17 protein-coding genes are annotated in these 22,146 nt (G+C 47.6%); 2 read left to right on the forward strand and 15 right to left on the reverse strand.

Annotation, left to right across the window (positions count from 1 at the left end):
- Positions 1-8 precede the first annotated feature (8 nt).
- Positions 9-1,058, forward strand: a complete 1,050-nt coding sequence (locus L7E55_RS06835) for a hypothetical protein (protein WP_277443357.1) — start codon at positions 9-11, stop codon at positions 1,056-1,058.
- Positions 1,059-1,092: 34 nt separating this feature from the next.
- Here L7E55_RS06835 and bioB read toward each other — a convergent pair whose 3' ends face one another.
- Genes bioB through bioD form a run of 4 tightly spaced genes read right to left on the reverse strand, consistent with a single transcriptional unit; the run spans position 1,093 to position 5,403 of the window.
- The gene (gene bioB / locus L7E55_RS06840; protein ID WP_277443358.1) at positions 1,093-2,061 is read right to left on the reverse strand and encodes a biotin synthase BioB; all 969 of its coding nucleotides are present in this window, start codon (positions 2,059-2,061) and stop codon (positions 1,093-1,095) included.
- Positions 2,062-2,082: 21 nt separating this feature from the next.
- Complete coding sequence (gene bioF / locus L7E55_RS06845) at positions 2,083-3,258, reverse strand: 8-amino-7-oxononanoate synthase (protein WP_277443359.1); 1,176 nt, start codon at positions 3,256-3,258, stop codon at positions 2,083-2,085.
- A gap of 54 nt (positions 3,259-3,312) precedes the next feature.
- Entirely contained in the window at positions 3,313-4,677 is a 1,365-nt protein-coding gene (bioA, locus tag L7E55_RS06850) for an adenosylmethionine--8-amino-7-oxononanoate transaminase (protein WP_277443360.1), read from the reverse strand.
- A 15-nt stretch (positions 4,678-4,692) separates the two neighbouring features.
- Complete coding sequence (gene bioD / locus L7E55_RS06855; RefSeq protein WP_277443361.1) at positions 4,693-5,403, reverse strand: dethiobiotin synthase; 711 nt, start codon at positions 5,401-5,403, stop codon at positions 4,693-4,695.
- Between the two features lie 410 nt (positions 5,404-5,813).
- Here bioD and L7E55_RS06860 point away from each other — a divergent pair, with 410 nt between their 5' ends.
- A complete protein-coding gene (locus L7E55_RS06860; RefSeq protein WP_277443362.1) occupies positions 5,814-7,127 on the forward strand; it encodes an AAA family ATPase in 1,314 nt (437 codons plus the stop codon).
- Between the two features lie 255 nt (positions 7,128-7,382).
- Here L7E55_RS06860 and argH read toward each other — a convergent pair whose 3' ends face one another.
- The 11 genes from argH to L7E55_RS06915 form a co-directional block, all read right to left on the reverse strand.
- Positions 7,383-8,777 (reverse strand): argininosuccinate lyase, encoded by a 1,395-nt coding sequence (gene argH / locus L7E55_RS06865; protein WP_277443363.1) that lies wholly within the window; start codon positions 8,775-8,777, stop codon positions 7,383-7,385.
- A 378-nt stretch (positions 8,778-9,155) separates the two neighbouring features.
- Complete coding sequence (locus L7E55_RS06870) at positions 9,156-9,338, reverse strand: hypothetical protein (RefSeq protein WP_277443364.1); 183 nt, start codon at positions 9,336-9,338, stop codon at positions 9,156-9,158.
- Positions 9,339-9,479: 141 nt separating this feature from the next.
- Positions 9,480-10,412 (reverse strand): hypothetical protein, encoded by a 933-nt coding sequence (locus tag L7E55_RS06875; RefSeq protein ID WP_277443365.1) that lies wholly within the window; start codon positions 10,410-10,412, stop codon positions 9,480-9,482.
- A 34-nt stretch (positions 10,413-10,446) separates the two neighbouring features.
- On the reverse strand, positions 10,447-11,652 hold the full coding sequence (locus L7E55_RS06880) for an argininosuccinate synthase (RefSeq protein WP_277443366.1): 1,206 nt from the start codon (positions 11,650-11,652) through the stop codon (positions 10,447-10,449).
- A 145-nt stretch (positions 11,653-11,797) separates the two neighbouring features.
- Positions 11,798-12,739 (reverse strand): ornithine carbamoyltransferase, encoded by a 942-nt coding sequence (argF, locus tag L7E55_RS06885; RefSeq protein WP_277443367.1) that lies wholly within the window; start codon positions 12,737-12,739, stop codon positions 11,798-11,800.
- A gap of 39 nt (positions 12,740-12,778) precedes the next feature.
- Positions 12,779-15,967 carry a carbamoyl-phosphate synthase large subunit gene (gene carB, locus L7E55_RS06890; protein WP_277443368.1) on the reverse strand — a complete coding sequence of 1,063 codons (3,189 nt, stop codon included), beginning with the start codon at positions 15,965-15,967 and terminating at the stop codon, positions 12,779-12,781.
- Positions 15,968-16,106: 139 nt separating this feature from the next.
- Positions 16,107-17,303, reverse strand: coding sequence for an acetylornithine transaminase (locus L7E55_RS06895; RefSeq protein WP_277443376.1), 1,197 nt, complete (start codon positions 17,301-17,303; stop codon positions 16,107-16,109).
- 12 nt (positions 17,304-17,315) lie between these two features.
- Positions 17,316-18,266: an N-acetyl-gamma-glutamyl-phosphate reductase gene (argC, locus tag L7E55_RS06900; RefSeq protein ID WP_277443369.1), complete on the reverse strand. Its 951-nt coding sequence runs from the start codon at positions 18,264-18,266 to the stop codon at positions 17,316-17,318.
- 20 nt (positions 18,267-18,286) lie between these two features.
- Positions 18,287-19,174 (reverse strand): acetylglutamate kinase, encoded by an 888-nt coding sequence (gene argB, locus L7E55_RS06905; protein ID WP_277443370.1) that lies wholly within the window; start codon positions 19,172-19,174, stop codon positions 18,287-18,289.
- A gap of 12 nt (positions 19,175-19,186) precedes the next feature.
- Entirely contained in the window at positions 19,187-20,398 is a 1,212-nt protein-coding gene (argJ, locus tag L7E55_RS06910; protein ID WP_277443371.1) for a bifunctional glutamate N-acetyltransferase/amino-acid acetyltransferase ArgJ, read from the reverse strand.
- Positions 20,399-20,782: 384 nt separating this feature from the next.
- A complete protein-coding gene (locus L7E55_RS06915) occupies positions 20,783-22,018 on the reverse strand; it encodes a glycosyltransferase family 2 protein (protein WP_277443372.1) in 1,236 nt (411 codons plus the stop codon).
- Positions 22,019-22,146: the final 128 nt, after the last annotated feature.

A 22,146-nucleotide genomic window follows, 5' to 3' on the forward strand; every position in this document is an offset into this window, starting at 1 on the left:
ATTCCATATTGGTATATCGCTTATATGATACAGCTGAAGAAATCAATCTCCACCGTGTGGAAGAAATCCTTTCCCAGGAACACCAGACCTCAAGAATGCGCCTTTCACGGATTAGACCCAAGTCAATCCAGTTCAAAAATCCGCCTGTGGCGGTGGACTTGGGAGAAATCCCGGTAACGCTCTGCAGCCGGACTTATAAAGCACAGTTTACGGGTAAGATCTATGATCTCGGTGTAATTGTAATTATCATGCGTTTACCCCTGCCGTCAGAAATTAAATATGAGGATATAAAAAACCTTTCTATTGAGCTTTATAATTCAGAAACAATAGAACCTGTTTTTTTAAAACAACTCTCCAATATCAGGAATATTCTCTCAACTGCTTTGATCAAAGAAGCATTTAGCGGGTTTGTAGAAGATTTTACTATTTTTTACTTTAGAGAATGGGATGAAACTTGGGATCCCGTACCATTGCTCCTGGCCGAAGCCGAACCGGTCAGCAAGGAAGTGCGCCGCGAAACCCTGCGCAACTCTTTTTCCTACGGCTTGGAGGATCTTACTATAATTACGTGGGATTCCGCCCTGGTTTATGACTCCACAGGGAGCACCGACATACCCGACCTGCTTGAGTTCGCCAATTCTCAGCTTCTTGAATTAAGATATTACGATAGTCTACTGACCGTTGAAATGGAAAATATGTACGATGCCATCGAGGAAGCGGAAAAACTGACCAGCTTCAGGCGCCTGAACCATTACCGGCGGATCATGAACCAGTTGATGGAGTTGATCGTAGACGTCACTGAAATCACAGAAAGAATTGACAATTCCCTAAAAGTAACCGAGGATGTCTTTTACGCCCGTATTTATGGCACCGCTCTTTCTATCTTGCGTACAAAAAATTGGGCTGAGAGCATCAACAGGAAAATAACAATTATAACCCAAAGCTATACCATGCTGAGCAACAGGAATATTAATCAGCGCTCAGAACTTCTGGAGCTTGCCATTATATTCCTTATCCTTCTGGAAGTTTTCCTGGGTGTGTTTGGGCTCATGAAGTAAGTGAACAACGAATCCATATATTAACACTGCTGTCTTATTCCCATATTTCAATTTCCAGATCCTTAATCATCTGCAAGTCGTGCTCAATTCCTCTGCCGCTAGTGGTAAGGTAATTACCTACCATTAACCCGTTGACGCCTGCCAGAAGCGCGGTGGACTGCAGATCCCGCAAGGCGGCTTCCCTGCCGCCGGCTAGGCGGATGACCGCGCCGGGCAGGACCATCCTGAACATGGCCAGCGTCTGAAGCACTTCCAATGGCGCAGGAACGTGGCTGCCCCATAAAGGGGTACCTTTGATGGGGGTTAAGATATTTACCGGCACAGATGTTACATGCAGTTCCTTTAACTTGAAGGCCATTTCAACCCGCTGTCGCCAGCTTTCACCCAAACCAATAATTCCTCCCGCGCATATTTCCAACCCGGCCTTTCCCGCAGCACGGATCGTTTCGACTCTTTCATTAAATAAATGCGTAGTACATATTTTCGCATAGAAACTCCGGGAAGTTTCTATATTATGGTGATACCTGGTCACTCCGGCTTTTTTCAAAAGCACCGCTTGATCGTAATTGATTATTCCCAAAGAGGCGCACAAATTGAGGCTGGTCTTTTCCCTGAGAATTTCAAATATCGCAAGAATTTTATCAAAATCGCTATTTAAAATGCCTTTGCCGCTGGTAACCAGGGAAAAACGGCGGGCTCCTTCTGCCTCCATTTCTAATGCCTGTTCCAGGATTTCTTCTTCTGAAAGTAGCGAATATACATCTATGTCAGTGCGGTAATGACCCGACTGGGCACAAAAAATACAATCCTCGGAACAGCGGCCGGATTTCACGTTCATGATGGAACAGAGATCCACCCTGTTGCCGTGCAGGTGGCGGGTTACCAGCAAAGCTGCCAGAAAGAGTTCATTTAACCGCTCACCAGTTAGTTCACCCATAGCCAGCGCCTCGTCAAAAGTTATCTCTCCGCCGGATTTTATTTTTTCAACCAACTCATCAAACATTAATCCACCTCCAAACATTTCTTAACAGCCTAATTTCACTTGATTATCCCTGCCCGCCCGGGCAAATGCAGACAATGCTTGATCCAGATCACCACGGGTATGGATAGCCATGACCGTCGCCCTGATTCTGCATGTCCCCTGTGGGACCGTCGGTGGCCGGATACCTGGAGCAAAAACACCTTCTTCTAGCAAAGCCTGCGCAAGATGCATAGTCTTATCTGCGTCCCCAATCAAAACCGGGATGATGGGAGAGTCTTCGGACGGTACTTTATAGCCCATACTTTTCAGACCAACCCTGAGATAACGGGCATTTTCCCATAACTGCGCCCTAATTTCCGGTTGCCGCTCAACCAGGCGGAGAGCAGCCAGAGCAGCACCCACAGCCGCCGGCGCCGGCGCGGTAGAATAGATAAAACTCCTTGTTTTGTTCCTTAAATAGTCGATTAGTTCACGTTTCCCAGCCACGTAAGCTCCAGCACTGCCCAGGGCCTTGCTCAGTGTGCCCATTTGCACCTGAACTTTGCCTTCCAGGCCAAAATGTTCTACTGTGCCCGCTCCCCTCCTGCCTAAAACCCCGGTCCCGTGAGCGTCATCCACCATAACAAAAGCACCGTATTGCCCCGCCAGCGCCACGATGTCCGGCAATGGCGCCAGGTCGCCGTCCATGCTGAACACGCCGTCAGTAACGATCAGACGGCGCCGGTACCCTTTTGCCTGCCTTAATATTTTCTCCAGGTGTTCCATGTCCCTGTGACGGTATACTTTAACTTTCGCACGGCTAAGACGGCAACCGTCAACAATGCTGGAGTGATTTAACTCATCGCTCAACACCACGTCGCCCCTGTCGACCAGCGCCTGGATCACCCCGAAATTTGCCATGTAACCTGAGCTAAAGGTTATTGCCCCTTCTTCTCTTTTAAAACGAGCAATTTCCTTTTCCATTTCCTCATGCAACGCGTAATTACCTGTAATCAGGCGCGAACCGCCTGAGCCGGCACCCCAGCGATCGACAGCCAGCTTGGCCGCTTCCTTCACCTCCGGGTGCTCAGTCAGACCCAGGTAATTATTGGATGAAAGGAGAACGCATTCCTTCCCTCCGATAACCGTCCTGGACGCTTGAGATCCGTCCAGCCGCCGCATCTGCCGGTAATATCCTTTTTTTAACAATTGCTCCATTTCTTCCACCACAAAATTCATTGGTCAAGCGCTCCTTCAGCTAGTTATTTAGCAAATCCCATAATATTTTCCGGTCTAACCGGTTATTTTGGCTATTGAATGATAGGTGATATCAAGCACCCGGTCTAATTCCGGGATGCTCATTGACAGCAACGGCATCAATACTATGACATTGCCCAGGGGACGGATAACAAGGCCGTTTTTTCTGGCCTCCATGATGACCTTATGCCCAATGTTATCCTCCCACAGGTAGGGCTCTTTAGTACCTTTATTCTTCACCAATTCAATACCGGCCATCAGACCCTTTTGCCTGATGTCACCCACATGGGCGAGACCAATAAATCTTTTCAGGCCTTGCTCAAGAAATGAAATTTTCTCACCCAGTCCGCCAATTATTCTTTCTTCCTCAATTAGTTTGATATTGGCCAGAGCCGCGGAGCAGGCCACCGGATTCCCGGTATAGGTATGACCGTGGAAAAAAGTCTTGCATTCCGAGTGCGTCCCGAGAAACGCCTGATATACTTCATATGTGGCGAGCGTAGCGGCCAGGGGCAGATAGCCTCCGGTGATGCCCTTAGCGAGGCACATCAAATCCGGAGTCACACCTTCATGTTCGCAGGCGAACATTTTACCCGTGCGCCCAAACCCGACGGCAACCTCATCGGCGATCAGTAAAATATTGTAGCGGCTGCACAGTTCCCTCACCCTTCTTAAATAACCTTCCGGGGCAACGATCATCCCCGCGGCCCCCTGTACAAGAGGCTCAATAATCATAGCAGCGATTTCATGGTGGCTTTTGGCCATTACCTCTTCCACAGCCTGAGCGCAGGCCATGCCGCAGGAAGGCTTGGCCAGACCCAGCGGGCAGCGGTAGCAATAAGGAGCTGGCACATGCACACAGTCAAAAAGAAGCGGCCTGAATATATCGTGAAACATCTCCATCCCACCAACGCTAACAGAGCCGATGGTATCCCCGTGGTAAGCCTCCCCCATGGAGATGTACCTTATTTTCTTGCTGAAAGCTCCGCCATCTTTCTGTTTCCAGTATTGGAAGGCTATCTTGAGGGCAATTTCTACAGCAGTGGACCCACTATCTGAATAAAAAACTTTATTTAAGCCGGGCGGCGTGATTTCTACCAATTTTTTTGCCAGTAAGATTGAGGGGACATTAGCAAGACCCAGGAGCGTCGAGTGGGCTATTTTATTTAATTGTTCCTCAATGGCGCTGTTTAAATCTTTTTTATTATGCCCGTGCACAGTCACCCAGAGAGAAGACACACCATCAAGATAACGCTTCCCCTCAATGTCAATGAGATAACTTCCTTCCCCCCTTTCAACAACAAGAGGACTGTCTTTTATGTACTCCTGCATTTGAGTAAAGGGGTGCCAGATGTATTCCCGATCCCACTGCTCCAATAGTTCGCTGGTATAATTTTTCATTGATTTTCCCCCCATTCACATTAACCTGCGCCAGTCTACTTTTTCCTCAATTGTCTCCAACAAACCGCCGGCACAACCCGACTCGACACTCATCTCCGGCAGATAAGGCACAATACCGAGAATCGGCACTCCGGTCATCCCTTCAATAACTTCGGGGTTGGTCCGCTCGGCTAAAGTAGCCTGCTCCTCCCGGTAACCGTTAATAATAATCCCCTTTACTTCTAACCCTGACCACAAGGCGTACCTGACCGTCAGGACAGTGTGGTTAATTGTGCCCAGTCCCGGCCTGGCCACCACCAGCAAAGGAGTACCCAGCAGATGCGCCAGGTCCGCCATGGTAAAGCCGTAATCTACCAGGGGAACGCAGAGCCCGCCTGCCCCTTCAACCAGAACAAAATCATTTTCGCAAGTCAGGTTATGGTATTTATCAACTAAGTATGCGGGGTCGATTATCTGTTCTGAAACCCGCGCGGCAATATTGGGTGATAGTGGCATCCTGAAACAATAGGGGTTCATGTCCCTGGAGTATGGCAAACCGGCCGCCGCCTGGTAAAAAAGAGCGTCTTCAGAAAGCAGGCCCTCACCACTCTCAATCCCGCCGGTCTGCACTGGTTTAAAAGCCGCTGCTTTAACCCCGTTTTTCCTAAAAACCCCGGCCAGGCCGCCGGTGATTACCGTCTTACCCACCCCGGTATCTGTTCCTGTTATAAACAAACCTTTTGCCAAAAAATCACCTTCTTTCTGTAATTCCAACTTCCTGTTTTATTGTCAACCTAATCCATGGCAAAGGTTAACTTTAATATATTATGCACACAGCCAATTGTCAACCCCAATAACATTAACATGTTTACATTTGCAGTAATAGATTATGAAATCTGGATGTAAGCATTCATTAACCCGGCCATTGAAGGGATGGCACTATCTACGGCAAACGACTTGCGGAGCGCCGGTAACAGCAGTCGGCGAAGCGAGGGTAACCGGACGTAGAAAACGTCTCGAAGTCATTACATCTGCATAATTAGAAGCTTCGCTTTTCCTCGAAAAGACAGGATAAACGTCAATGCTTCAGGCTAAACTTAAACAATAAGGATGCGGTTGTTATAAAAACCTGGAACAAATCGGCGGAGGTAGTCGACATGGCCGGTATTTCATTACCCGGAACCACCCTCCTGGTGTTATGCGGCACGCCTGGCTGCGGCAAATCCACTTTTGCCTCCCGTTATTTTAGAGAAACAATGATAGTGTCTTCGGATCAATGCCGTTTCCTGGTTAGCGACTCTGAAACCAACATGGCGGCTTCCAGGGAAGCGTTCAAACTTTTTCGCTTCACCATTGAGCGCCGCCTGTCCCTCGGCCGCTTTACGGTAGCCGATTCCACCGCCATCACCCGGCAATCCCGCGGTGAGCTTCTCCGTATCGGCAGAAAATACGGTTTCAATATCACCTTGTTGATTTTTAATATACCCGAGGATGTTTGCCTGGCGCGGAATGCGGGGCGGGAGCGCCGGGTGGTCCGATCGGTAATAGCAAAAATGCGGCAGATGCTTCAACGGACTCTGCGAGACGCCCATAATGAGGGTTTTGACAATGTTTATATTATCACTGAAGGAGATCTAAACAATCCTGCATTTAGAATTAATATTCGCAACTACGAGGTTACTTTGCCCGGGCCTTTCGACATTATCGGAGACATCCACGGCTGTTTCGATGAGCTGACCATGCTTCTTGATAAACTCGGCTACCGCAACCGGTCCAATCACTACGCTCACCCGGCGTGTAGAAAGGCTGTCTTTCTTGGCGACCTCACCGACCGGGGACCCCGCGGTTTAGACAGCTTCTGGCTGGTAAAAGCAATGGTCGACTCGGGGAACGCCCTTTATATTCCTGGTAACCACTGCCGGAAGCTTTCACGCTACCTGGAAGGAAGAAACGTCAAAATCGCCCATGGCATGGAAAAGACAGTAGCTGAAATTGAAGCGCTAACGGAAGACGAAAGGGAGTTTTTTAGAGAAGAATTTCTTAAACTTTACCGCGAAGCGCCACCCTACTTAATCCTTGACAAAGGAAAGCTGGTGGTTTCCCATGGCGGAATTAAAGAGGATATGATCGGAAAAGTAAGCGGGCGGATAAGAAACTTCTGTTTCTTCGGAGATGCGACTGGAGAGATAACCGAAGCTGGCCTTCCGGTCCGACGGGACTGGGCCCAATCGTATAGAGGTGACGCTTTGATCGTATACGGACATTCACCTGTTCCTGAAGCCGTATTTGTAAACAACACAATTGACATTGACCAGGGCTGCGTTATGGGGGGCAAGCTTACCGCTTTACGCTACCCGGAATTGGAAATAACGCAAGTTCCAGCCATGGCCGCTTACTACGAAAGGACCGGTTTCAGTAAAAACACTTTTACCCATGATGATATGTGTTATATTGCAGACTCGCAACAATAAAACGTCATTTTAGTCGAATTGCCGAATTAGCCCTTAACCAAGAACATCATGGATTTACAGATGTTGAGGCAAGGCGGCAGAGATTACATAGGGGATAGTGATGGTAAGGCTGACAAGTTTATTTAGCACACAACTGTTTCACTTTGGGCAGTAAGTCCATAATGTCCAAAACCCGCGTTTCCTGGGGATAGCTGAGGAAAACAACACCGGTTGTAAAGTCGCCGGAACCGGGATCAGTCCGGTAAAAATCTTAAATTATCTTGATGAGGCTTTGCCTCCCGCTAAACGCTGTCTGATCTTGTCAATAGCATCAATAACCGCCTTCGCCGCCGGCCCGCCGGTCAGCCGTCTGGCTTCGACACAACATTTGATATTTATGGCCTCATACACGTCCTCTTCCACCAGAGGACTAAATTTTTTATATTCTTCAAGGCTTAGCTGTTCAAGGTTCCGGGCTTGTTCCAGACAGTAAAAAACTGCCTTCCCCACTACCGCGTGAGCCTCGCGAAATGGCACACCCTTGCGCACCAAGTAATCAGCCAAGTCGGTGGCGCAGGTGAAACCGCCCTTTGCCGCCGCCGCCATATTGTCTTTCTTGACTCGCATCGTATTAATCATCCGTCCGAAAACCAGCAGACATTTTTTAACGGTATCCACAGCGTCAAAAAGCGATTCTTTGTCCTCTTGCATATCTTTGTTGTAGGCCAGAGGAAGCCCTTTTAGCATGGTCAACAGCGCCTGCAGATCCCCAAAAACCCGGCCGGACTTGCCCCGGATCAATTCGGCCACATCCGGATTCTTTTTCTGGGGCATCATGCTGCTTCCGGTGCTGTAAGCGTCGTCCAGTTCAATAAAGTCGAACTCGGCGGTAGACCAAAGGATTATTTCTTCACAAAACCGGCTTAAATGGACCATAATTAAAGAAGCCGCCGCCGTGAACTCCACCGCGAAATCACGGTCGCTCACCGCGTCCAGGCTGTTCCAGGTAATTGACGAAAAACCAAGCTGGTCAGCAACAAATTCCCGGTCAAGGGGAAAGGTTGTCCCCGCGAGGGCACCCGCTCCCAAAGGCATCTCGTCAGTCCGGCGGCGGCAGTCCCTCAGCCGGGCCTCATCCCGGCCAAACATCTGGCAGTAGGCCAGCAAATGGTGCGCAAACGTTACCGGCTGCGCGCGTTGGAGGTGAGTATAGCCGGGCATTACAGTATCCATGTGCTTTTCCGCCAGACTCAATAAGTCGGCTTGAAGCTGACGAAGCAATGCGCCGACTTGATCTATTTCGTCTTTGACATACATGCGGATATCAAGGGCTACCTGGTCGTTCCTACTGCGCGCAGTGTGTAGTTTCTTACCAACTTCGCCCACTTTAGCAGTCAGCAACTGTTCCACATTCATGTGGATGTCCTCCGCGCTAACGGTAAACTCCACCCGGCCGCCATCGATATCGGATAACACCTCTTCCAGCCCACGGACCAGTTCCTCTGATTCCGCGGCCGAAATAATCCCGGTCCTACCCAACATCTGTGCATGGGCGATACTGCCTTTGATGTCATATTTATAAAGCCTCTTATCAAAAGAAATGGACGAGTGAAAGTCTTCTACCAGACAATCGGTTTCTTTTTGAAAGCGGCCGCTCCATAGCTTGCTCATAACCTGACACTCCTTTGGCTTATCCTCAGCAGATATACATTTATAATATTATTTTAACATGAGTTTTTTGTACTGCAAAAGAACAAATTCAATTTTGGCAACCACTTCAGTCATATAACGCGCTATGTTCGGCTCTGCAAAAGTAAATAGGAAGGAGGCAGACACCTTACTCATCTGCCTCCTTCCTATTTGCTTCCGGATATAGTATCCATCGCTTAGATTAATCCTCCTTCCCGTATTCGTCATCATAGATTGACTCTAATCCGATGTCTTCCAGGATTTCATTAATTAATTCCCTAGTCATTCACTCATCCTCCTTTCTTTTAGCGGAATAAAATGATTATAATACCTATTTATGGTTAAGTCAACAGAAATTTATTAATCCTTATACCTGGTCCGGTATATAAACTTGTCACTGCCGCATTTTTTACAGCGGCTGTCCTTTGTCAGCATTTGCCAGATTTCCTCTTTGGTCACTTCTCCCCTGCGGGCAAGATCGACGGTTACTGTTTCTATATCGTGCCTGTTCTCACAGATAAATGTAATAACTAGTTTACTCAATCTAATTTACCTCTTCACTTTTTAGACCAAAATAAATTACCAGTGACCGCCTCCTGCACTCGGCTCGGCGTCCGTCACCGGCAAGCTTTTTTCAGAAAATATAACATCATAATATTATAAAAAACTATTTCTCTTCTTATGCTAAGAAGCTTTATAAATAATATTTCTCGTTTCAGATGTAGTCCCGCCAAATTCATTTGTCGCCACTATTAACAAATCGTTGACGCCGCCACCGTCTTTAGATAAGGTCACGTCGGCGGAAAACTGGCCGTTACTTGTGGTGCCTTTAAAGATCAAGCTTTTTACAGCGGTGTCTCCATTGTAATAGTTGTTATAAATCTCAACTAAGTTATTGGGTTCAGTAAAACCGCTGATCTTAATTTTTTCAGTGGAAACATAACCGTCTTTCGGTTGCGGCGATGAAACAACGAGCGTAGGTTGTTTATTAAGCTTACTGTAGGTGACGACTTGCTGAACAGTGCTTGTTTTTCCTTTTTGATTAGTTGAAACAACTTTAACTATATTTTCACCCTTTTCCATCGGAACTCTAACGATAAAATTACCTTTCTCATCAGGTGTTACCCGATAGCCGTTGGCATCCACCTGACATCCAGGCTCGGTTACGCCATTAATAATCATTGTTTCTGAGTCAGAATTATAGGTCCCCGGAATGGTCACATCCAATTTGGGGTTGCTGGAAGGAATATAGTTTACGCTTTTTGCTGTTGAGTAAATTGATTTGTTATCAAATGAAACAACCTTTATCGAAACGGAATTTAACCCTGGAACCAATTTTAGCTGGGCATTAAAATTCCCAGCCGCGTCAACCGCAACCTCTGATTCATTAATAAATATACGCTGTCCCGTCCCAATGTTTCCAGGTATATTTAGGATTTCTTCCTTAGATGTCTCTGGTATATTTAAAACCAAACCGGAGGAGGAGGAAGGAAGTCCTCCTCCCCCTTCTTGTTCTGTGGGCACTTCTGGTTGTTCTTGTGCCTTATTATTAAAACAACCGGTTAATACACCTACAGTTAATAAGAATAAAACGGTGGCAAAAGCAATCTTTTTCATTAGGATGACTCCAGAAATAAAGCTTAGGCTAATTCTACTTCAGTCCCGCATTCTTCTCCATAAGCGCACGTACCTTCAATGGCAATCCAAAAAGATTTATAAAACCTTCCGCGTCCCGCTGGTTGTATATTTCGTCCCTGCTGAAGGTGGACAGTTCCTGGTTGTAAAGGGAGTATGGCGATTTTGTGCCCGCCGGTGTGCAATTTCCTTTGTATAGTTTCATTACCACTGTACCGGTAACTGTTCTCTGGGTGCTGTCCACAAAAGCGTCGAGAGCTTCTCTGATTGGGGCGAACCATACCCCGTCGTAAACCAACTCGGCATACCGGGAAGCTACTAATTCTTTAAAATGCATAGTTGCGCGGTCCAGGGTCAACAACTCCAGTTCATGGTGGGCCTGGTACAAGACCGTGCCGCCCGGAGTCTCGTAAACACCGCGGGATTTCATGCCCACCAGCCGGTTTTCCACCATGTCGGCGATGCCGACACCGTTTTCCCCCGCGATCTTATTAAGCTTTTCAACAAGTGCTACCGGATCAAGTGCCGCCCCATCGACTTTAACGGGTATACCACATTCGAATTCTATGCTGACGTAGGCCGGCTTATCGGGAGCTTTTTCCGGCGGTGTGATTAATTCTAAAATATCCGGCTTCGGCTCGTTCCACGGGTCTTCCAGATCCATACCCTCATGGCTCAGGTGCCATAGGTTGCGGTCCATGCTGTAAGCACGTTCCTTTGTTACCGGCACCGCAATGCCTCTTGCATTGGCGTAATCAATGGCATCCTCTCTTGAACGAATATCCCATTCCCGCCAGGGAGCGATAATTTTTAACTCCGGAGCGAGAGACTTCACCGCCAGTTCAAAGCGAATCTGGTCGTTGCCCTTGCCGGTGGCGCCGTGCGCCACCGCATCGGCGCCTTCTTTCTTAGCAATTTCAACCATCCTTTTAGCGATTAACGGCCGGGCCATCGAAGTGCCAAGCAAATATTTGCCTTCGTAAATTGCGCCGGCTTTTAAAGTGGGATATATGTAATCCTCAACAAGCTCCCGCTTGAGATCCTCGATATAGATCTTACTGGCGCCGGTTTTAATGGCCTTTTCGTTAAGAGGATCCAGTTCCTCCCCCTGGCCCACGTCGGCCGCCATTGCAATAACCTCATAACCGTAATTTTCTATTAGCCAGGGGATAATAATTGATGTATCCAGTCCACCGGAGTAAGCTAAAACAACCTTAGGCATTTGTGCAACATCTCCTTAACATTGTTGAACTAACTTTATGCTACTTGTTAAACAATAGTTATGAAATTGCCATTAAGCACAATCATCAGGCATAATATTACTCTGTTGTAGAATTCTACAACAGTTATTCACGTATGTCAATAAATTATAACAGTAAAGCCAAAACAGCCTTCTGAGCATGCAAGCGGTTTTCCGCTTCATCCCAGACTGCTGAATGCGGCCCGTCAATCACTTCGGCGCTTACTTCCTCGCCCCGGTGGGCAGGCAGGCAATGAAGAAAGATGTAATCTTGCGCGGCGTGGGCAACCAGCTTTTCATTGACCTGATACGGGGGGAATACGCCGGCCCGTCTGTTCTGTTCAGCTTCCTGCCCCATGCTGGCCCAGACGTCGGTTACTACTACATCAGCTCCCGAGACTGCTTCAACCGGGTCGGTCAGTACTTCCATCTTGCTGCCGGTCAACAAAGTGTCTTCTCTCGCTAACCGGATGATTTCCCCATCAGGCATATATCCTTCGGGGCAGGCCACACTAATGTCCATACCCACCTTGGCGCAACCGAATAGCAGGGAATGACAGATATTATTACCATCCCCGACATAGGCCAGCTTTAAACCGGCAAAAGTTCCCTTCCGTTCTTTTATAGTTTGCAGGTCGGCCAGGATCTGGCAGGGGTGCAGGAGGTCGGTCAGCCCATTTATCACCGGAATGGTGGCATACCGTGCCAGTTCTTCTACTTCGGCATGAGAGTAAGTTCTTATCATAATGCCATCCAGGTAGCGGGAGAGTACCCTGGCTGTATCGGCGATACTCTCGCCCCGCCCGAGCTGCAAGTCATTTGTGTTTAAAAACATCGGGTAACCTCCAAGTTGGTACATGGCTACCTCGAAGGAAACTCTGGTACGGGTGGAAGACTTTTGAAAGATCAGTCCTAAAGCCTTTCCCTGCAGGCAAGCATGGGGTATCTTAAAATTTTGTTTTTCTTTTAATTCCCCGGCCAGCTCAATAATGGCAGTCACTTCATCCGGACTGAAATCATGCAGGCTTAAAAGGTCGCGCCCCTTTAAATCAACTTTCTTTGCATCCAAGTATAATATCCCCTCCCTCAAAAAGCTCAACGCTACGCTTTACGCCCCGAATTCGGCCATGCTTAACGGCTCCGGCCCTCCGCCCTGCTTTAGATAGTGCAGTACTACAGATAACGCACGCGCGGTGTCAAGTGAAGTTAGACAAGGCACTTTATATTCAGCAGCGGTTCTCCTTAGCAAAAAGCCCGGCCGCTCGCGGTTTTTCCCCCGGGTGGGGGTATTAATCAACAGAGCTATATTCCCGGAACGAACTAAGGTAACCGTTTCTTTTACTTCATGCACCGCCAGCCCAGCTTTTTTCAGGAATTCCGCCGTACCGGTGGTAGCCTGAAGCCGGAACCCGAGGATAGCGTATTCACGCGCCAGAGGTATAGCTTCCTCTTTATCCCGGTCCGCTACGGAAAAAAGCACGTCTCCGCTAAACGCCACCCGCAAACCGGCTGACTGCATCGCTTTATACAGGGCATGAGAAAATGTGCGGTCAACCCCCATTACTTCACCGGTTGACTTCATTTCAGGTCCCAGCGAGATCTCAACCTGGCTGAGCTTTTCAAAGGAGAATACCGGCGCTTTCACAGCGATAAAACCATGCTCGGGTCCCAGTCCGGGATGGTAACCCAAATCCGCCAGACTTCTGCCCAGCATTGTTCTCGTTGCCGCTTGAACCATCGGAACCCCGGTAACCTTGCTCAATACTGGGACAGTGCGTGATGCACGCGGGTTTACTTCCAGGACGTAGACCCCGCTGTCATCTACAACATACTGAATATTAATCAGTCCGCAGATTTGCAGGGCCCGGCCGATCTTCAAAGTATATTCAACAATCTTTTCCACCACCTGGCGGCTTAAGGTCTGGGGCGGATAAACGGCAATACTGTCACCCGAATGTACTCCGGCTCTCTCAATGTGTTCCATGATCCCCGGGATAAAAAGTTCCCGCCCGTCGCCGATAGCGTCCACTTCCACTTCTTTTCCAAGAATATATTTATCAACCAGCACCGGATGTCTGGGAGAAACTTGAACGGCAGTAGCCATATACTTCAACAACTCGGTTGTATTATTGACAATTTCCATCGCGCGCCCGCCAAGTACGTAAGATGGCCTTACCAGGACAGGGTAGCCTAACTTCTCGGCTATGTCCCGGGCTGCTTCAACTGTTGTTGCCGATTTTCCCTCCGACTGCGGCACACCAAGTTCCGTTAACAATTTTTCAAATTTGCCGCGGTCCTCGGCTGTATCAATCCCTTCCACCGGGGTACCGAGAATTTTAACACCCATTGAGACAAGTCCGGCGGTAAGGTTGATTGCTGTCTGCCCGCCAAACTGGACAATTACACCGAGAGGCTTTTCTTTCTCTATTACATTTAACACGTCTTCCAGAGTCAACGGCTCAAAATAAAGTTTGTCGGCTGTATCAAAGTCAGTGCTGACTGTTTCCGGGTTGTTGTTAATGATTACGGCTTCGACGCCCTCCTTTTGCAACCCCCATACTGAATGAACAGAACAGTAATCAAATTCTATACCCTGCCCGATGCGAATCGGCCCTGAACCTAAAACAAGCACTTTTGGCCGCCCGGAAACCGGCACCTCGTCCTCATCTTCATAAGTTGAATAATAATAGGGAGTGACAGCGGCAAACTCGGCGGCACAGGTGTCAACAATTTTATAAGTGGGAACAACCCCATACTCCTTGCGCAAAGCGCGCACGTCTCGCGCCGTCCGTCCGGTCAGGCGGCCGATCAAAGAGTCAGGCAGACCACAAATTTTTGCGCGGCGCAACAAATCCTGAGAGGGCTTGGGGCCCTCGGCACGCAGCTTACATTCCAGCTCAATTATTTTTTTTATTTTGCTAAGATAAAAATAATCGATCATGGTAAGTTGGGCTATTTCACGCATACTCCAAAAGCGACTGAAAGCCTCGGCTATGGCAAAAAGGCGAAGATCGTTGGGATATGAAAGATTATCCTGGAGTTCCATCTCAGACCAGGCAGCGGCCCCGCGCAAATGGAGGCTATCCACACCCACCTCCAAAGAACGCACCGCTTTCATTAACGCCCCTTCAAAAGTACGGTCAATAGACATAACCTCCCCTGTAGCCTTCATTTGAGTAGTCAGGGTCCGGTCAGCGCTGCCGAATTTGTCAAAAGGCCAGCGTGGTATCTTCACAACCACATAGTCTAAAGCCGGTTCGAAGCAGGCCGTGGTCTTGCCGGTAACGGGGTTGACAATCTCATCCAGATTAAGCCCAATGGCTATCTTGGCGGCCATCTTCGCTATCGGGTAGCCGGTAGCTTTGGAAGCCAGCGCGCTTGAGCGGCTGACCCTGGGATTAACCTCGATTACAAAATAATTCATACTTTTAAGATCGAGGGCAAACTGGACGTTGCATCCACCTTCCACTTCCAGCGCGCGAATAATCCGCAAAGAAGCCGACCGCAGGAGCTGATATTCTTTATCAGAAAGAGTCTGAGACGGGGCTACGACAATACTGTCCCCTGTATGAATACCAACCGGGTCGATGTTTTCCATATTGCAAATAGTAATACAGTTGTTTGCGCCGTCCCGCATTACCTCGTATTCTATCTCTTTCCATCCGGCAACACTTTGCTCCAGGAGCACCTGGCCGATCATGCTCATCTTGAGGCCACGGCTGGCAACTTCAGTTAAATCGAACTCATTATAAGCAATCCCACCGCCTGTTCCGCCAAGGGTATAAGCCGGCCTGACAATGACCGGATAACCGTTCAAACTGGCGAAAGAAAGACATTCTTCCACGCTTTCAGCGATAGCGCTGTCAGGCACCGGTTCACCGATTTCGAGCATCAGCTTTTTAAAAAGCTCCCTGTCTTCGGCATGTTTAATAGCCTCCAGCGAGGTTCCCAATAACTTCACTTTGTACTCAGCCAGCACACCTTTTTCCGCTAATTCCACGGCAATATTCAGACCGGTCTGGCCGCCCAGGGTAGGCAGCAGTCCGTCTGGGCGTTCCCGGGCAATGATCCTGGCTAAGCTTTCCCATGAGAGCGGCTCTATGTAAACCAGATCCGCAATATCAAGATCAGTCATAATGGTAGCCGGGTTGGAATTAACCAGCACCACGGAAATACCTTCTTCGCGCAACGCCTTACAGGCCTGGGTACCGGCATAGTCGAATTCCGCAGCCTGACCGATAACAATCGGACCGGAACCTATTACCAGAACCTTTTTTATGTCATTCCGCTTAGGCATTGCCAAACCTCCCGTCATTCACTCTCGGGCGAAGGTCAAACTCACTGCTTCGCTCACTTAGACAGTTCTCTACTAATCAGTAGACTCATTCGCTCCTTTGAATTAGAGCTCCCTAATCGTCCTACAGGTAAGCGTCACGTCATACTGAGCAATTACCCATAACTCCCTCCAGTATCCCCACAGCATGGTCTACATCCTGCTTTGTTATTGTCAGCGGTGGGATAAAACGAAGTACATTATTATTGACACAATTGATTAAAAGTCCTTTCTCACGGCAACCGTTAACGATATCCTTGCCTTCTATTTTTAACTCAATTCCCAGCAAAAGGCCGAGCCCGCGAACTTCTTTTACATAATCATATTTTCCGGCCAACTCCACCAGCTTATCATACATATAGGCGCCCACGGCGGCTGCATTTTCCACCACGCCACCAGTAAGCAGCAAATCCATGGCAGCCAGCGCGGCAGCACAGGCCAGCGGGTTGCCGCCAAAAGTGGAGGCATGATCCCCCGGCTGGAAAGCCGCGGCGACTTCGTCTGTCGCCAGCATGGCGCCGATAGGAAAACCCCCGCCCAGCGCTTTAGCCAGGGTAATGATATCAGGCTCCACACCGTAGTGCTGATAAGCCAAAAAACGTCCGGTTCGCCCCAAACCGGTCTGCACTTCGTCGAAAATCAGCAACGCGCCATGTTCTTGGCAGAGCATTTTCACTCCTTCCAAGTAGTAACGCGACGCCACATTGACACCGCCTTCCCCCTGAACCGGTTCAAGCATCACAGCGCAAGTGGCCGGGCCGACAGCCTGCTCCAAAGTATCTAAATCATTAAATGGAACGTATTTGAACCCGCCAGGTAGTGGCTCAAACCCTTTTTGATATTTAGGTTGCCCCGTCGCGGTAATAGCCGCCAGGGTCCGGCCGTGGAAGGAATTCAAGGCGGTGACAATTTCCACCTTTTCCGTTCCATGCTTGATCTTGGCGTATTTACGGGCCAATTTAATCGCCGCTTCGTTGGCCTCCGCACCGCTGTTGCAAAAAAAAGCCTTATCCATGGCTGAATTCTCCGCTAACAGCTTTGCCAAAAGCGCCTGGGGCTCAATGTAATACAGGTTGGAGCAGTGAATGAGCTTTTTAGCCTGCTGGCTAATAGCATCCACTACTTCCGGGTGACAGTGACCCAGATTGTTGACAGCAATGCCACTTACAAAGTCCAGGTATTCCTTTCTGTCGGCGTCCCACATCAAGGCGCCCTCGCCTTTCACCGGGGCCAACTGGAGGCGTCCCACATTGCGCATTAGGTATTTATCGCCCAACTCGATTATTTCTTTTGTGTTCATCATGAAACCTCCTTACTCTAAACCTATCCCTTCATCTAAACCAAGCATGATATTCATATTCTGTACCGCCGCTCCCGAAGCTCCCTTGCCAAGATTGTCAAGGCGTGATAAAAGCAATATCTGCTCACTATCTCCAAAAACAAATATTTCAATCCGGTTGGTGTTATTACACCCGGTAGCGTCTAAAAACCCGTTATCGAGGTAACTCTCCGATCCATACGGCATAACGCGCACAAAACGTTCGGATGCGTAATATGAAGCCAAAATATTTTGCACATCTTCGGCTGAAATTTTCTTGCTCAACAATCTCGCTAACAAAGGAACCGCGACAACCATCCCTTGATAAAAATCGCCAACAATTGGGGTGAACAGAGGTGGAAATACAAGCCCATTTACTTTTTGCATCTCAGGTAAATGTTTATGTTTCAAACTTAATGCGTAAAACTGAGGACTTTCTAGGTTCTTTTTATCCGCGCCAGTTCCTTCGTATTTCTCTATTAATTTTTTTCCGCCTCCGCTATAACCAGTTACAGACTGACAGGTTACCGGGTAATCTTTCGGTACTATCCCCTCCTGGATAAGCGGATAAAGAGCCATATTGAACCCCGTGGCATGGCAACCTGGAACGGCTACTCTATGCGAATCCTTGATCAGCGCCCGCTGATTTTTGCTTAATTCCGGTATACCGTATGTCCAGTTGGGATCAGTCCTATGGGCAGTACTGGCGTCGATAATTTTAGTCCTGTTATTGGTAACAAGCGCCGCAGATTCCCTGGACGCGTCATCAGGCAGACATAAGAAAGCGATATCCGCGTTATTTAAAAACGCACGGCGTTCCTCGGGGTCTTTTCGTCTTTCAGGATCAATCTTGAGAATATCTATATCCGCTCGTCCTGACAAACGTTCATTTATCTTTAAGCCGGTAGTACCTTCCTGGCCATCAACAAATACCTTATATTTCAACTACATTTCCTCCTCACAAGTCAATTTTCCACCATTGTCCCGATTCCCTTATCCGTAAAAACCTCTAATAGAATGGAATGTTGAACCCTGCCGTCAAGAATGTGTGTAGATTTAACTCCACCGGCCAAGGCGTCCAGACAGCATTCTACTTTCGGGATCATCCCTCCGTCGATTTTTCCCTGCTTAATTAGGTTGGGTACCTCATCTACCCTCAGGACTGAAATAAGAGAATGCGGGTCGCTCCGGTCGGCCATGATTCCTTCCACGTCGGTAAGAATTATCAGCTTATCCGCGTTGAGAGCCACCGCCAGTCGTCCTGCGGCATAGTCGGCGTTAACGTTATAGCTCTCTCCCGCAGCGCCGACAGCCACCGGAGCCACAACCGGGATGTACCCTTCGGCAATGGCCGTGGCCACTATCTCAGGATTAACCCTGCTGATATCGCCTACAAACCCGATGTCCGCCATTTCTTCCCTGCCTTCCGGCGTCCGTATCTTATGCAGTTTTTTAACCGCTTGGAACAGGTTCGCGTCTTTGCCTGACAAACCAACCGCCCGCCCGCCGATGCGGTTGATCTGGGCTACAATATCCTTGTTAATCTTACCTGCCAGAACCATTTCGACAATTTCCATGGTTTCCTCGTCTGTAACCCGTAAACCGTCTACAAATCTTGACTCTTTGCCTACCCGTTTCAGCATTCCGGTTATTTCCGGGCCGCCCCCGTGAACAATCACCGGCTGTATCCCAACATATTTCATCAGCACCACATCGGTAAGCACGGCTTCTTTAAGTTCATTGTTAATCATAGCGTGGCCGCCGTATTTTATCACAACAGTCTTGCCGTAAAATTTCTTTATATATGGCAAAGCCTCCACTAAAATAGCCGCTTTTTCAATGGCTGTAGACATCCTAAACCCCTCCTATGTCCGGTAATCTCCATTTATTCTGACGTAATCATAGGTAAGATCGCAACCCCAGGCTGTAGCATCATATTTTCCAATATTAAAATCAATAATGATCCTTACAGTATCATTATTTAAAACTTCCAAAGCTCTTTCCTCGCTGAACTCGACAGAACAACCTTTCTTAGTAACCTGTTCGTTCCCGAGAAAAATATCTACCCTACCAGGGTCAAAATTAGCCCCAGAGTAACCGGCGGCGCATAAAACTCTTCCCCAGTTGGCGTCCCGGCCAAATATCGCTGCTTTGACCAAATTTGACCCGGCTACTGACTTCGCTGCCAGGCGGGCATCTTCAAGGGTAAGCGCGTTGCGTGTCTCCACTTGGATTAGTTTGGTCGCACCCTCTCCGTCCCTGGCAATATCTATAGCTAGGTTAACACAGACATCAGTCAAAACATCACGAAACGATATGTATTCATCACCTTCATTGTCAATAACCGGGTTCCCGGCAAAACCGTTTGCAAGAACTACCGCCGTATCGTTGGTACTGGTATCCCTATCTACAGAAATCATGTTAAAGCTGCAAGAAACAGCATGTTTTAGTGCCCGCTGAAGACAGTTAGGAGATATTGCGGCGTCTGTAGTAATAAAGCATAATAAGGTGGCCATATCAGGGTGAATCATCCCTGAACCTTTAGCCATCCCGCCAACAGTCACCGTTTTTCCACCTATGACAATTTTCCGGGCAGTCTCTTTGGGAACAGTGTCGGTAGTCATAATCGCCTCGGCTGCCATTGTGCCTCCAACCGCGCTTATTTCACCGGCAGCTTGCCGAATACCCAGCAGCACTTTTTCCATAGGCATTTTCTGTCCAATCACCCCGGTGGAAGCCACAAGAACAAGTTCCTCAGGAATTCCCAGAACGGTGGCCGCCGCGGATGCCATTGCCAGAGCATCGCCCATCCCCTGTTCACCGTTGCACGCATTGGCGTTTCCGCTATTCATAACAATCGCCTGCGCTTTCCCTCCGGCAATACGTTCCATTGAAACTAAAACCGGCGCGGCTTTTACAATGTTAGTAGTAAAAACCCCGGCAGCTACTGCCGGTACGTTAGAACAAATTACAGCTATATCTTTTTTTATCTTATACTTTATCCCGGCGGAAGCCGTGCCCGCCTGAAAGCCGGCAGCCGCTGTTACTCCGCCGGATAGATTACATTCGCTCTCCACTAAAGCAACCTCCCATTTTAATTAGAAAATGTTTATTAATACATCTTCGCAAGTCAACTGATTGTATGTACATTTTAACATTAAACTCTTCCATCAAGCTTATGCCAATATTTATAATTATACATAATTATGCATAATAATACAATAATAATTCTGTGGTAAAAATAATCTTTTTAAGGGTTAACAGGATAGTAAAAAGTTACCTTTTACAAATAAAATCGCACTAATAACAAGCGCTGCTCCAAACTGAGTAAATTATACATCAAATTTTATATTCCGTGAAATAGCAAAAAAGATATCCCGTATCACTCTCAAAGTGGTACGGGATTGCTAATTAATCATTATTTTCGTCCTATTTTAGGGGCAAGAATTGATACCTAAACTCTAACTGGTCCTCCGGTCATCAGCTTTGGCTGGCAAATAAAGATTCTGCAGATTTTCATGTTTAATATCCCTGATATGCAAAGTATGATTCCATTCTTTATTCTTGCGCATGGCAAACCCGATGTATGCAACAGGAATCCATGTAATAGCAAAAATCGGGTAAAAAAACAGCCACCAATAAACTTTTGGTCTTACTCTTTCCATCGCCAGCCCCAGGCTAAAGTAAAAGAATTGGGCGAAGAAACCTAATACCGCCCACTGGGGGTTCTCCATCAATATCTCAGGTCCGATAATGATATTGGTGATCATACCTAGCCCGGTAAACATCCAAAAGAACGGCTGGACCAAATATAATGCCCCGTCAACCATCGCGAAATTTTTGTTGGTAATACCCTCCCACAATAATTTAAACATATAACGCCCGGCTACGTTGCAGTGACCCTGCATCCAGCGTTTGCGCTGGCGCCATGACTGCATCAGAGTAAGCGGCTTTTCATCATAAATCCTGGCGTCGTGCGCCCAGGTGACTTTAAGATTGTTCATCAGCGCCTTTGTCTGGAATTCAAGATCTTCAGTCAGCGAAGTCATACCCCAACCATACTTTTTAAGAACATCAACAGAAAGACACATTCCCGTGCCTCCGAGGGCACAGGTCAAACCTAAATTATATTTTGCCAGTTGTAAGAAACGGTTTGTAATAATGTAACATATATAGATAGCCTTAGTTATCCAAGTATCCTCGGCATTTTTTGTGTCCAAATAGCCCTGAATAATCTTTTCGCCCTTTAACAAGTGTGTGTTCATTATCATTAAAAAATCTTTGGAAACCAGGTTGTCCGCATCAAAGACAACAACCGCGTCATATTCTATGCCGGAATTAAATATTTCGTTAAAAGCGTATTCAAGCGCATAACCTTTCCCTTTCTCCACATTGTTAAACCTTTCAATAACCAGGGCGCCTCTTTCAGCCGCTATTTTCGCCGTATCGTCAATACAGTTGTCCGCTACAACATATATGTCATATAAATCTTTTGGGTAATTTAATCCATGAAGGTTCCTTATTAATTCACCGATGACCCTCTCCTCATTGTGGGCCGCCACTACTACGGCAAGTCGGGAACTAGGCGGTAGTAAACAGTCCTCATGTTTGCGGTAAAAACCGAAAAGCGAGATAACAAAGCAATAAAAAGTAAACACCGTTAAAACCGCTTGGATCGTATAACTAATTACCTCCATAGCCATCCCCTTTACCTGGTAAAAATATTAGCAATAAAACTACACCAGAAGTAAGTTCTGCTAATAAATAAAAAATCCTTCCATGATTTCATGAAACAGATTAAAAACAATAAGAAAATAAATGGGAA

This window comes from Pelotomaculum isophthalicicum JI, from assembly GCF_029478095.1.
Classification (GTDB): domain Bacteria; phylum Bacillota; class Desulfotomaculia; order Desulfotomaculales; family Pelotomaculaceae; genus Pelotomaculum_D; species Pelotomaculum_D isophthalicicum.